This window comes from Ruegeria sp. BC2, assembly GCF_056539245.1.
Genome location: NZ_JBQFUQ010000001.1, coordinates 456,303 through 469,140, shown reverse-complemented (window position 1 = coordinate 469,140; position 12,838 = coordinate 456,303). Strand labels below are relative to the sequence as shown.

Annotated in this window: 11 protein-coding genes and 2 tRNA genes; 8 read left to right on the top strand and 5 right to left on the bottom strand. The window is 61.7% G+C overall.

The genetic code is table 11. From position 1 onward, the window contains the following. Positions 1 to 138 precede the first annotated feature (138 nt). Positions 139 to 363, top strand: coding sequence for a DUF1127 domain-containing protein (locus ACR0CU_RS02320; RefSeq protein WP_170444903.1), 225 nt, complete (start codon positions 139 to 141; stop codon positions 361 to 363). Positions 364 to 876: 513 nt separating this feature from the next. Here the strand turns inward: ACR0CU_RS02320 and ACR0CU_RS02315 are convergent. Continuing rightward, the gene (locus tag ACR0CU_RS02315; protein WP_480642377.1) at positions 877 to 3,279 is read right to left on the bottom strand and encodes an ATP-dependent helicase; all 2,403 of its coding nucleotides are present in this window, start codon (positions 3,277 to 3,279) and stop codon (positions 877 to 879) included. Between the two features lie 161 nt (positions 3,280 to 3,440). On the opposite strand from ACR0CU_RS02315, the gene ACR0CU_RS02310 reads away from it, so the two are divergent. Both ACR0CU_RS02310 and ACR0CU_RS02305 read left to right on the top strand, forming a co-directional pair. After that, positions 3,441 to 4,601, top strand: coding sequence for an alpha-hydroxy acid oxidase (locus ACR0CU_RS02310; protein ID WP_170369415.1), 1,161 nt, complete (start codon positions 3,441 to 3,443; stop codon positions 4,599 to 4,601). 120 nt (positions 4,602 to 4,721) lie between these two features. After that, positions 4,722 to 8,159: a pyruvate carboxylase gene (locus ACR0CU_RS02305; RefSeq protein WP_170444897.1), complete on the top strand. Its 3,438-nt coding sequence runs from the start codon at positions 4,722 to 4,724 to the stop codon at positions 8,157 to 8,159. Between the two features lie 62 nt (positions 8,160 to 8,221). Here ACR0CU_RS02305 and ACR0CU_RS02300 read toward each other — a convergent pair whose 3' ends face one another. Continuing rightward, a complete protein-coding gene (locus tag ACR0CU_RS02300; protein WP_170436056.1) occupies positions 8,222 to 9,190 on the bottom strand; it encodes a hypothetical protein in 969 nt (322 codons plus the stop codon). A gap of 123 nt (positions 9,191 to 9,313) precedes the next feature. After that, the gene (locus tag ACR0CU_RS02295) at positions 9,314 to 9,466 is read right to left on the bottom strand and encodes a hypothetical protein (RefSeq protein WP_170340270.1); all 153 of its coding nucleotides are present in this window, start codon (positions 9,464 to 9,466) and stop codon (positions 9,314 to 9,316) included. A 148-nt stretch (positions 9,467 to 9,614) separates the two neighbouring features. Here ACR0CU_RS02295 and ACR0CU_RS02290 point away from each other — a divergent pair. From ACR0CU_RS02290 to ACR0CU_RS02280, 3 genes are all read left to right on the top strand, one after another. After that, positions 9,615 to 9,689, top strand: a tRNA-Gly gene (locus tag ACR0CU_RS02290). A gap of 34 nt (positions 9,690 to 9,723) precedes the next feature. Then, positions 9,724 to 9,798 (top strand) — tRNA-Gly (locus ACR0CU_RS02285). Between the two features lie 88 nt (positions 9,799 to 9,886). Then, on the top strand, positions 9,887 to 10,750 hold the full coding sequence (locus tag ACR0CU_RS02280; RefSeq protein WP_170357272.1) for a GNAT family N-acetyltransferase: 864 nt from the start codon (positions 9,887 to 9,889) through the stop codon (positions 10,748 to 10,750). 3 nt (positions 10,751 to 10,753) lie between these two features. Here the strand turns inward: ACR0CU_RS02280 and ACR0CU_RS02275 are convergent, their stop codons facing one another. Next, on the bottom strand, positions 10,754 to 10,993 hold the full coding sequence (locus ACR0CU_RS02275) for an Lrp/AsnC family transcriptional regulator (protein ID WP_170357271.1): 240 nt from the start codon (positions 10,991 to 10,993) through the stop codon (positions 10,754 to 10,756). Positions 10,994 to 11,146: 153 nt separating this feature from the next. Here ACR0CU_RS02275 and hisB point away from each other — a divergent pair, with 153 nt between their 5' ends. Continuing rightward, complete coding sequence (hisB, locus tag ACR0CU_RS02270; RefSeq protein ID WP_480642374.1) at positions 11,147 to 11,734, top strand: imidazoleglycerol-phosphate dehydratase HisB; 588 nt, start codon at positions 11,147 to 11,149, stop codon at positions 11,732 to 11,734. Next, on the top strand, positions 11,735 to 12,373 hold the full coding sequence (hisH, locus tag ACR0CU_RS02265; RefSeq protein ID WP_170444891.1) for an imidazole glycerol phosphate synthase subunit HisH: 639 nt from the start codon (positions 11,735 to 11,737) through the stop codon (positions 12,371 to 12,373). Between the two features lie 4 nt (positions 12,374 to 12,377). Here hisH and ACR0CU_RS02260 read toward each other — a convergent pair whose 3' ends face one another. Further along, complete coding sequence (locus ACR0CU_RS02260) at positions 12,378 to 12,785, bottom strand: DUF2147 domain-containing protein (protein ID WP_005977442.1); 408 nt, start codon at positions 12,783 to 12,785, stop codon at positions 12,378 to 12,380. Positions 12,786 to 12,838 lie beyond the last annotated feature (53 nt).

Sequence of the window (12,838 nt, the reverse complement as noted above, 5' to 3'; positions counted from 1 at the left end):
CGGCAGTCAATCTATGCACTTGCTGCATAGCAGCATTGATCCTGTCCGGTATTGTGCAATCGCAGCATTTGCCTATCTTCAGTCTCAAGCAAGCGCCGGAACATCGCGGCGGAAACGACAGATGATTGGGTAACGAACATGGCAGTCGCAAGCACCAACAGCGCAGACAAGAGCGCATCGACATTTGGTTTCGCCTCTCTGATCGAAACCATGAAAACCCGTATCGCACGCTATCGCGTGTACCGCCAGACGGTAAACGAACTGTCGGAACTGTCGGACCGTGAGCTGGCCGATCTGGGCCTTCACCGTTCCATGATCCGTCGCTTGGCCATGCAGGCCGCCGAAGAACAATTCGCGCGCTGAGCGCCACGAAACACCGAGATCAGGTCCACTCCTCCTCCCATAGGACCTGTATTTCAGCGGCAGCATCTCTCCTCCTCCCTGATGCTGCCGCACCCTATACCGGCCTCAACCTGCCGGATGCTGATACATCGGGGCTCTCCTCCTCCCTGCTCTGATGTTGAAAGCGCGCGGTGGCATCTTCCTCCTCCCTGATGCCACCGCGCCCTTCGAATACCGGGCCAGACCCGGAAACGCATACATCGGGTTCTCCTCCTCCCTTCCCGATGTGAAAAGAGCGCGGTGGCACCCTTCCTCCTCCCTGGTGTCACCGCGCGCTTCAGATACCGGGGAAAACCCGGGTTCGGATACATCGGGGCTCTCCTCCTCCCTGCTCTGATGTTGACAAGAACGGCGGTTCCCTCCTCCTCCCTGGGAACCGCCGTTTTTTTCATTCGGCATGAAAAAGGCGCCACGGGCAGGACCGGGCGCCAAACAAAAAAGTCGAGCATGTGCCGGGAGGCACATTCCGCTGGATCAGAACGGCACGTCGTCTTTTGCGGATAGATACTGCGCGACGACCTTCTTGGTTCCGGCCTTGTCGAACTCGACCTCGACCTTGTCCCCCTCGATCCCGACCACGCCGCCATAGCCGAACTTCTGGTGGAACACCCGCTCGCCCAGGGTAAAGCTGGCCACGGCGGTCGCGTCGATCACGGTGTTGCGGGATTCACGCGGCTGCGACATGCCGTATTGCCCCTGCCGCGCCTGCATCCGTTTCCAGCCCGGCGAGTTGTAGACATTGGCCTGCGCCGCGCGGGTCTCGATGCCTGCCGACATCTGCCGGTTGCCGTGCAAACCTGCCCCGGGCAAAACCTCAACATGATCCTCGGGCAATTCGTCGATGAAGCGCGAGGGCATCGCGTTCTGCCACTGCCCGAACACCCGCCGGTTGGCGGCGAAGGAAATGGTGCAGACCTCTTCGGCGCGGGTGATGCCCACATAGGCCAGCCGCCGTTCCTCCTCGAGCCCCTTGAGGCCGGATTCGTCCATCGACCGTTGCGAGGGGAACAGACCGTCCTCCCACCCCGGCAGGAACACGGCCGGAAACTCCAGCCCCTTGGCCGCGTGCAGGGTCATGATCGAGACCTTGGGCCCGCCGCTGTCCTGTTCGTTGTCCATCACCAGGCTGACATGCTCCAGGAACCCTTGCAGGTTCTCGAAATTGTCCAGCTGGTTGACCAGTTCCTTCAGGTTTTCCAACCGCCCCGGAGCCTCCGGCGTCTTGTCGTTCTGCCAGTGGGCGGTATAGCCGGATTCGTCCAGCACGATCTGCGCCAGTTCGATATGCGACACCTCGGGCGGGCCATAGCGCACGGGCGCGGTTCCGTCGTCGATGACCGCATCATCCTCGATCTCGATCCGGGGGCCGCGGGTCATCGCGTTCCAGCGCGCCAGCCCTTCTACCAGTTCACGCAGAGCCGCGCCGCCCTTGCCCTTGATCAGCCCTTGCTCCACAGCGATCCGCGCGCCCTGAACCAGCGACACGCCATGTTCGCGCGCGGTGCGCTGGATCGTCTGCTGCGCCTTGTCGCCCAAGCCGCGCTTGGGCGTGTTCACGATCCGCTCGAAAGCCAGATCGTCCTCGGGGCTGACCACCAGCCGGAAATAGGCCATGGCATCGCGGATCTCCATCCGTTCGTAGAATCGCGGGCCGCCGATCACCTTGTAGGGCAGGCCGATGGTCAGGAACCGGTCCTCGAAGGCGCGCATCTGGTGACTGGCGCGCACGAGGATGGCGATTTCGTCCAAGTTCATCGGTCGCACGCCACGGGTGCCGCCCTGCATGGCGTCGATCTCTTCGCCGATCCAACGGGCCTCCTCCTCACCATCCCAGTGGCCGATCAGGCGGACCTTTTCGCCCCCGGGCTTGTCGGTCCACAACTCCTTTCCCAGACGGCTTTCATTGCCACGGATCACGTTCGAGGCGGCGGCCAGAATATGCGGGGTCGAGCGGTAGTTCTGCTCCAGCCGCACCACGTGGGCGCCGGGAAAGTCTTTCTCAAAACGCAGGATGTTGCCCACCTCGGCCCCGCGCCAGCCATAGATCGACTGGTCGTCGTCCCCCACGCAGCAGATATTCTTGTGCCCACCGGCCAACAGCCGCAGCCACAGGTACTGGGCGATATTGGTGTCCTGATACTCGTCCACCAAGATATAGCGGAACCAGCGCTGGTATTGCTCCAGCACGTCCGGGTGGGTCTGGAAGATGGTGACCATGTGCAACAGCAGGTCGCCGAAATCCACCGCGTTCAACTCTCGCAGGCGGGTCTGGTATTGAGCGTAAAGCTCGACGCCCTTGTTGTTGTAGGCCCCGGCATCGGCGGCGGGCACCTTGTCGGGCGTCAGGGCGCGGTTCTTCCAGTCGTCGATGATGCCGGCCAGCATCCGCGCAGGCCAGCGCTTGTCGTCGATATTGGCGGCCTGCACCAACTGCTTGAGCAATCGCAACTGGTCGTCGGTGTCGAGGATGGTGAAGTTCGACTTCAGCCCCGCCAGTTCCGCATGGCGGCGCAGCAGCTTGACGCAGATCGAGTGGAAGGTGCCCAGCCACGGCATGCCCTCGGCGGGCTGGCCCAGCAGGCGGCCGACCCGTTCCTTCATCTCGCGCGCGGCCTTGTTGGTGAAGGTCACGGCCAGAATCTCGTTCGGGCGGGCCCGCCCGATGTTCAGCAGATGCGCGATGCGGGTGGTCAGGGCCTTGGTCTTGCCGGTGCCCGCCCCGGCCAGCATCAGGATCGGGCCATCCAACAGCTCGACCGCTTCCCGCTGCGCCGGGTTCAATTCATTCAAGTAGTCCACCTCGGGCCGAAGCGCGGCCATGGCGCGGGCCGACAGCGAGGCGCCTTCGAAGGCGTCATTTTCATCGAAACTGCTCATGCGCCCAAACTAAGCCGGAAGCGCGCCGAGGGAAAGGGTTTGTTCACGGCTTGTTCGCACGGTCTTACGAATTTCTTTCGTTGCGCTGGTTGAGCCGTCAGGTGCGGGCTGCATCCGATTGAAACCCTTGCCGAATCGGGCCTCAGGTCGGATCAATCAGCATGGACCTGCACAGCACCTATCCAGGCATCGAGGATCTGAAGCGCCGCGCACGCCGTCGGCTGCCGCACTTTGTCTGGGACTATGTCGACAGCGGCACCGGGGCCGAGACCGCGCTGAAACGCAACCGGGCGGCGCTGGACCGCATCGGGTTTCTGCCCGCCATCCTGAAAGGCCCGCTGGAATTCGACACCAGCACCCGCTTTCTGGGGCGCGACCATCCGCTGCCCTTCGGCATGGCCCCGATCGGGATGTGCGGACTGGTCTGGCCGGGGGCCGAAGCGCTGATGGCGCGCGCCGCGGCGCAGGCGGGCATTCCGTATGTTCTGTCCACTGTCGCCAGTCAAAGCCCCGAGGACATGGCCCCGCATATCGGACCCGACGCCTGGTTCCAGCTGTACCCGCCCAAGGACCCGGAGATTCGCGCCGACCTGCTGTCCCGCGCCCGGTCCGCCGGGTTCGGCACGCTGGTGCTGACCGTCGATGTGCCCGTGGCCTCGCGCCGGGAACGGCAAACCCGCTCGGGCCTGACCCATCCGCCGCGCCTGACGCCGCGCCTGCTGGCGCAGATCGCCGCCCGTCCGGCCTGGGCCTGGGGCATGGCGCGTCACGGCAAGCCCCGGATGCGCACGCTGGACAAATATATCGACGGCACCGCCAATCTGCCGCCCACGGCGCATATCGGGTACCTGCTCAGGACCTCTCCGGGCATGGATTACGTCAAGTGGCTGCGCGACCACTGGCAGGGGCCGTTCATCATAAAGGGCGTGCTGCGCCCCGAGGATGCCGAGCGGCTGAAACAGGCTGGGATCGACGCGCTTTGGGTCTCGAATCACGGCGGCCGCCAGTTCGATGGCGCGCCGGCCAGCATCGACATGCTGCCCGCCATCCGCGCCGCGACCGACCTGCCGCTGATCTTCGACAGCGGTGTTTCGGGCGGGCTGGACATTCTGCGGGCGCGCGCCTTGGGCGCCGATCTGGTCATGCTGGGGCGGGCGTTCCTCTATGGCGTTGCAGCATTGGGCGCGCGCGGACCGACCCATGTCATTGATATTCTGCGACAGGACATGCTTGCAAATATGGGACAATTGGGTGCCGCAACGCTAAAAGATCTGCCGGATGTTAACGCAAACATTGATGCCGCGATGCAGCATGTGCCATAAAACGCCGCAATAGGCGGCGTTTGCGAGCGATAACATGCCGGTTCTACCCAGAACTACAGATATATCTGCGCGTAATCTCGGTCTATTAACACGGCCAAATGCAAAAGACCGGGACTTGCCATGACTGACTTCAAGAAAATCCTGATCGCCAACAGGGGTGAGATTGCCATTCGCGTGATGCGCGCCGCGAACGAGATGGGCAAACGCACCGTTGCCGTCTATGCCGAGGAGGACAAGCTGGGCCTGCACCGGTTCAAGGCGGACGAGGCGTATCGAATCGGCGAGGGTCTGGGCCCGGTCGCGGCCTATCTGTCGATCGACGAGATCATCCGCGTCGCCAAGGAAAGCGGCGCTGACGCTATCCACCCGGGCTATGGCCTGCTGTCGGAAAACCCCGATTTCGTGGATGCCTGCGTGCAGAACGGTATCACCTTCATCGGCCCCAAGGCCGAAACCATGCGCGCCCTGGGCGACAAGGCCAGCGCACGCAAGGTGGCGATTGCCGCCGGTGTGCCGGTGATCCCGGCGACCGAAGTGCTGGGCGATGACATGGACGCGATCCGCAAGGAAGCGGCCGAGATCGGCTATCCGCTGATGCTCAAAGCGTCCTGGGGCGGCGGCGGCCGGGGGATGCGCCCGATCTATTCCGAAGACGAGTCGGAAGAAAAGGTTCTGGAAGGCCGCCGCGAGGCCGAGGCCGCATTCGGCAATGGTGAGGGCTATCTGGAAAAGATGATCACCCGCGCCCGCCATGTCGAGGTGCAGATCCTGGGCGACAAACACGGGCAGATCTATCACCTGTATGAACGCGACTGCTCGGTTCAGCGCCGAAACCAGAAGGTCGTGGAACGCGCCCCTGCCCCCTATCTGACCGAAGAGCAACGCGCCGAGATCTGCGACCTGGGCCGCCGCATCTGTGCGCATGTGAACTATGAATGCGCCGGCACGGTCGAATTCCTGATGGATATGGAGACCGGCAAGTTCTATTTCATCGAGGTGAACCCCCGCGTCCAGGTCGAACACACCGTGACCGAAGAGGTCACCGGCATCGACATCGTGCAGGCGCAGATCCTGATCGCCGAGGGCAAGACCCTGGCCGAGGCCACCGGCAAGGCCAGCCAGGACGAAATCCGCCTGAACGGCCACGCGCTGCAGACGCGCGTGACCACCGAAGACCCGCTCAACAACTTCATCCCCGACTATGGGCGCATCACGGCCTATCGTTCGGCCACGGGCATGGGCATCCGGCTGGATGGCGGCACGGCCTATGCCGGCGGGGTGATCACGCGGTATTACGACTCGTTGCTGACCAAGGTCACCGCCTGGGCGCCGACGCCGGAAAAGGCGATTGCCCGGATGGACCGCGCCCTACGAGAGTTCCGCGTGCGCGGTGTTTCCACCAACATCGCCTTTGTCGAAAACCTGCTGAAGCACCCGACCTTCCTGTCGAACGAATACACCACCAAGTTCATCGACGAGACGCCCGAGCTGTTCCAGTTCAAGAAGCGCCGCGACCGGGGCACCAAGGTTCTGACCTATATCGCCGACATCACGGTCAACGGGCACCCCGAGACCAAGGATCGCCCGCGCCCACGTGCCGACCTGAAAGAACCCAAGCCCCCCGCACCCAAAGCCGAACCGCTGATGGGCACGCGCAACCTGCTGGAGCAGAAGGGCCCGCAGGCCGTGGCCGACTGGATGAAGGCCCAGCGCCAGTTGCTGATTACCGACACCACCATGCGCGACGGGCACCAGTCGCTGCTGGCCACCCGCATGCGCTCGATCGACATGATCCGCGTGGCACCCAGCTATGCCGCTAACCTGCCGCAGCTGTTCTCTGTCGAATGCTGGGGTGGGGCAACGTTCGACGTGGCTTATCGCTTTTTGCAGGAATGCCCGTGGCAGCGCCTGCGCGACCTGCGCGAGGCCATGCCCAACCTGATGACCCAGATGCTGCTGCGCGGCGCCAATGGGGTGGGCTATACCAATTATCCCGACAACGTGGTGCAGGAATTCGTGCGCCAGGCCGCCAAGAATATCGACGTGTTCCGCGTCTTCGACTCGCTGAACTGGGTCGAGAACATGCGCGTGGCGATGGACGCGGTGATCGAGAACGGCAAGATCTGCGAAGGCACCGTCTGCTATACCGGCGATATCCTTGATCCGAATCGCGCCAAGTATGACCTGAAATACTATGTCGGCATGGCCAAGGAGTTGCGCGACGCCGGTGCCCATGTTCTGGGCCTGAAAGACATGGCAGGCCTGCTGAAACCCGCCGCCGCGCGGGTGCTGATCCGCGCCCTGAAGGAAGAGGTCGGCCTGCCGATCCATTTCCACACCCACGACACCGCCGGCATCGCCAGCGCCACCATCCTGTCCGCCAGCGAGGCGGGCGTGGACGTGGTGGATTGCGCGATGGACAGCTTCTCGGGCAATACCAGCCAGGCGACGCTGGGCACCGTGGTCGAGGCCCTGCGCCACACCGACCGCGACACCGGGTTGGACGTGAAGGCGATCCGCGAAATCAGCGACTATTTCGAGGCGGTGCGCGGCCAGTACGCGGCCTTCGAATCCGGTCTGCAGGCCCCCGCCTCCGAGGTCTATCTACACGAGATGCCGGGCGGCCAGTTCACCAACCTCAAGGCGCAGGCGCGCTCGATGGGGCTGGAGGAACGCTGGCACGAGGTAGCGCAGATGTATGCGGACGTGAACCAGATGTTCGGTGACATCGTCAAGGTGACGCCGTCCTCGAAAGTGGTGGGCGATATGGCGCTGATGATGGTCAGCCAGGGCCTGACCCGCCAGCAGGTCGAGGATCCCTCGACCGACGTGGCCTTCCCCGATTCAGTCATCGACATGATGCGCGGCAATCTGGGCCAGCCTCCGGGCGGTTTCCCCGAGACGATCGTGACCAAGGTGCTGAAAGGCGAAAAGCCGAACACCGAACGGCCGGGCAAAGACGTGCCTCCGGTTGATTTGGAGGCCACCCGCGCGGAGCTCTCGAAACAGCTGGAAGGCATGGAGGTCGATGACGAGGACCTGAACGGATACCTGATGTATCCCAAGGTGTTCCTGGACTACATGGGCCGTCACCGCATCTATGGCCCGGTACGAACCCTGCCCACCCGCACCTTCTTTTACGGAATGGAGCCGGGAGAGGAGATCTCGGCCGAGATCGACCCGGGCAAAACGCTGGAAATCCGCTGCCAGGCTATTGGGGAGACGGACGAGAATGGCGAGGTCAAAGTGTTCTTTGAACTCAATGGCCAACCGCGCGTCATCCGGGTGCCCAACCGCCTTGTGCAAGCTTCGACCGCCCAGCGCCCTAAGGCCGAGGTCGGAAACGCCAACCATGTCGGCGCGCCAATGCCGGGCGTGGTTTCGACTGTCGCCGTCACCGCCGGGCAGGAGGTCAAAGAAGGCGACCTTCTGCTGACGATCGAAGCCATGAAAATGGAAACCGGCATCCATGCCGAACGCGACGCAACCGTGAAGGCGGTGCATGTCCAGCCCGGCGGCCAGATCGACGCCAAGGATCTTTTGGTCGAGTTGGAATAAAACCGTTAAAACACAGAAAGGCGCGCCATCAGGCGCGCCTTTTTTCATCCGAGCGGGCTAGTTCAACCGTCGCTGGACTCCGCGACAGGCTGTTGCGGCAACTGTTCCGGCGTGCTGTCAATCGAAACCTCTTCCTCGATCGGCGCTGGCAAGCCCAACAAATCGTGCAGTTCATGAAGAGCCGGATCGGACAAGTCACGGCCACCGGTCAGGGTATCCAGTGCTTCCTGCGGATCGTCCGCCCCTGCCAAGGCTTCTTCGGCTTCGGTCACAGCCTGCTCCGCTTCGGCCACGGCATCCTCGTATTTGTCCTGTGCGGTGATGCCCTCGGCTGCTTCTTCTTCAGTTGGCGCAAATTGGTCCTCGATCTCCGCTTCGGTCAGACCTTCCAGTTCGGACAATTCCTGTTCGCGCATTTCAAGCTCCTCTGTCGCGCCAGAGAAACCAAGTATACTCTGCTGATAGCTGTAAAGCTTGCCCGGCATGCTGTTCGGGGCCGCATTCATCAGGGCAGTCTGGCTGGCGTGCGCGGCATTCAAGCCCTTGAGCTCGGACGCGATTTTGCCGTGCTTGATTGGTTTGACATACGGCTCCTCGACAACTGCCGCCGCTACCCGCGCTTTACGGATCGGCTTCTCGACTTTCTTTTTTCCAGTGAAGAATTCGTCGAGTTTGGCTGCAAAACCGTTCTGCCCTTTGGTCCGTGATGTAGTTTTGGTGTTCTTTCGTTGTGCCTTTGGTTTAGCGAGACCGAGACCGGCGAGAAAACCCTTGCCCTGGCCGGACCCACCCTTCGTGCTGCGCGCAGATCCTCCGAGGCTGGCACTGGATTTTTCGGCGCTTTTGCCATTTCCGTTGCCGCCACCGTTACTATTTCCGTTTCCACCACCGTTACCATTTCCGCCTCCATTGCCATTCCCGTTCTTGGCTATGGCGATATCTGGCGTAGCCAACACCGCAACGAAGCTAACTGCCCCGGTCAGCAACAAAGATGTCGCCACAACCCGTGACATAGAAATAAACCAGTGCATGCCAATCCCCTCTTAGGTATCCAAATACTTGCGCCAACCAGCACAAGTTTGAGCAGAAATTTCGCATTATGCATATACTAGTTATCGAATACGGCAAAATTTGGCCTTCGAACGAAACCGCTGTTATCCACTCAGTTCGAGAGAATTGACCTCGGGCGGCAGTTTGAAAATATCATTAACTTCATAGGCTTGCTCGTTTCTCAACTGACCTGCAAAGAGGCTCAGAAGCATGGCTCCGACCAACGCAGTCAGTTTTATGTTCTCAACCTTGTTCATCCCTCCGTCTCCACCGTTGTCAATATCCGTGGCTGTAGGTTTCAACGGCTCAGCACACCTGTTCCGTCGCAAATTTTTTTCCGGCCAAGTGCGTTTTTCCTCTTGCAGCTTTCCGCCAGAATTTATAGTTCACGCCTCACTCGACGGCGCGGGCGTAGCTCAGGGGTAGAGCATAACCTTGCCAAGGTTAGGGTCGTGAGTTCGAATCTCATCGCCCGCTCCAACGAGGACCGAAAGGTCGCACAAGATATCTGATTGCGGGCGTAGCTCAGGGGTAGAGCATAACCTTGCCAAGGTTAGGGTCGTGAGTTCGAATCTCATCGCCCGCTCCAGATATCCACCTTCCCACAACAAGCACTGGCGGATCGGTCGGTCCTGCGCCATTCTGTTCTGACATGCAGCAGTCAGATGGATGCCCCGATGTCAGACTACCAAATTCGCACGCTGACCGCCGAAGAACTGCGCCACGCAGTGGATTGGGCCGGGCGCGAGGGCTGGAACCCGGGTCATGAGGACGCAATCTGTTTCCGCTCGACCGACCCCGACGGATTTCTGGGCGGGTTTCTGGATGGCGAGATGATCGCCTCGGTTTCAGCCGTGAACTACGACGACGCGTTTTCGTTTCTGGGTTTCTATATCGTGCGGCCCGAGTTTCGCGGATCCGGTCATGGTCTGGAAATCGCCCAGCACGCCCTGGCGCATTGTACGGGGCGAAACATGGGTTTGGACGGGGTGGTCGAACAACAGGACAACTACCGCAAGTCGGGCTTTGTCTTCGCCTACAACAATTATCGGTTCTCCGGCACAGTGTCAGGCATCCTCTCCAGCCTACCCAAGACCAGTATCGAGGTTGCGCCCCTCGGTGGCCTGTCCGAAGACCTTCGCATCTATGACCGTGCCCTGTTCCCCGCGCATCGGGATGCCTTTCTGACGGAGTGGCTGAGCGCACCGGGCCACATCTCGCGTGTTTGTATCCAGAAAGGTCGCATCGCCGGGTATGCAACTCTGCGCTCCTGCCTGAATGGCTACAAGGTGGGGCCGCTGTTCGCCGACGATCCGGACATCGCGCAGGCGCTTCTGGCTGCGGTCCTGGCCGAAGTTCCCGCTGATCACCACAGTTCTGAGGTCTATGTCGACATGCCACAGCCCAACGCAGCGGCCTTTGCACTGGCTGACGCTTTGGGCCTGGAAAAAGTCTTTGAAACCGCGCGCATGTATTCCGACCACGAGCCGGATATCGACCTGAACCGCGTGTTCGGCGTGACGACGTTCGAACTTGGCTGAGCCTTAGAACGCCCTGAAGGTCATTGTTGTCAACGACCGTTCGATGTTCGGAATGACCAGAAGGTGTTCATTTATGAAATGGCCAACATCCTCGGTTTCGGGGATGTAAAGCTTGAGCAGCAGGTCATATTCACCACTGGTGGAGTAGAGTTCCGAGTGGATTTCGCGCAGAGCGATCTCTTCGGCCACCTTGTAGGTGGTGCCGGGCTTGCAGCGGATCTGGATGAAAACGCAGGTGGACATTTCGTGGCCTTGTTGCTTCCGTTTGGCGCAGGCTGGCACGCCCCGCGCCCGGGCGCAATCCCCTGCAACAGTTTGCTGCGATTGCAATGATCGGGCTGGATAAGGCCGCCCGTCCCCGTCTATAAGCGCCCCTGTAGCAAGAGGATTTCGCCAATGCGCACAGCTTCGATCAGCCGCAAAACCGCCGAGACCGCGATTACGGTCGAGGTCAACCTCGACGGCACCGGCACCTATGACAACCAGACCGGTGTGGGGTTCTTCGATCACATGCTGGACCAGTTGGCGCGCCATTCGCTGATCGACATGACGATCCGGGCCAAAGGCGACTATCACATCGACGACCACCACACGGTCGAGGACACCGGCATCGCACTGGGTCAGGCGCTGACGCAGGCCCTGGGGGACAAGAAAGGCATCCGGCGGTACGGCGAGTGCCACCTGCCGATGGACGATGCGCAGGTGCGCTGCGCACTGGACCTGTCGGGCCGACCGTTTCTGGTGTGGAACGTGAACCTGCCGACACCCAAGATCGGCAGTTTCGACACCGAGTTGGTGCGCGAGTTCTTTCAGGCGCTGGCCACCCATGGCGGCATCACTCTGCATATCGACCAGTTGCACGGTTTCAACAGCCACCACATCGCCGAAGCGGCGTTCAAGGCCGTCGCCCGCGCCCTGCGTCATGCGGTCGAGACCGACCCGCGCAAGGGGGATGCGATTCCGTCCACCAAGGGCGCGCTATAGATGCTGACCGCGATCATCGACTACGAAAGCGGCAACCTGCACTCGGCGGAAAAGGCGTTTCAACGCATGGCGCGCGAGCTGGACGCGGGTGAGGTCGTCGTGACCTCGGATGCCGATGTGGTCGCGCGCGCCGACCGGCTGGTGCTGCCCGGCGACGGCGCCTTTCCCGCCTGCGCGGCCGAGCTGCGCGGGCACAGGGGCATTCACGACGCGATGGTCGAAGCGGTCGAGCAGAAGGGCCGCCCGTTTTTGGGCATCTGCGTCGGCATGCAGCTGATGGCGACCACGGGCCGTGAATATACCGACACGCCGGGCCTGAATTGGGTGACCGGAGATGTGGTGCGGATCGAGCCCGAAGACCGGGCGCTGAAGGTTCCGCATATGGGGTGGAACGATCTGGTGATCGAGAGCGAGCACCCGGTGTTCAACGGCGTCGCCTCAGGCGACCACGTCTATTTCGTCCACTCCTACCATTTCCGCGTTGCTGACCCGGCGCAACGTCTGGCCCATGTGGACTATGGCGGGCCGGTCACGGCCGTGATCGGCCGCGACACGATGATCGGAATGCAGTTTCACCCTGAAAAAAGCCAGGATGTGGGCCTGCGGATGATCGGAAACTTCCTGACCTGGGCCCCCTGACCGGTTACTGCACGCGGGTCCAGGCCTGGCCGCGGCAGATCAGGCCGCCCGCGACGCAACCCTTGACCGTCAGCTTGTTCTGACCGTCAAGCGACATCTTGGAATTGTAGGTCTTGTCCCGGTCCGGCGCCCAGATCTTGCCGCCGCTATAGCTGCCGCCGCCATCCGCGACCATGTCCCAGATGATCTTCTTGCCAAGATTCTCGTAATCCAGTTGCTGGTTTCCGTCCTTGTCAAAGGCGCTGTCGATGGTGCCGCAAACGGCACTGCCACAGGGCCCGATCGAGACGTGCAGATATCCGCCGGTATCGCCCGGCTGGGTTTTCCAAAGCCCGTCGACCGGGTCATCCGCCCGTGCGCCGGTGGCCAAAGTGACAAGTGCCGCCGCAGCGGCCAGAGCAAGTTTGTTCATGGTATCCTCCCTGATTTGCAGGCAGTCTGACCGCCAGCACTGGTTCGGGCAAG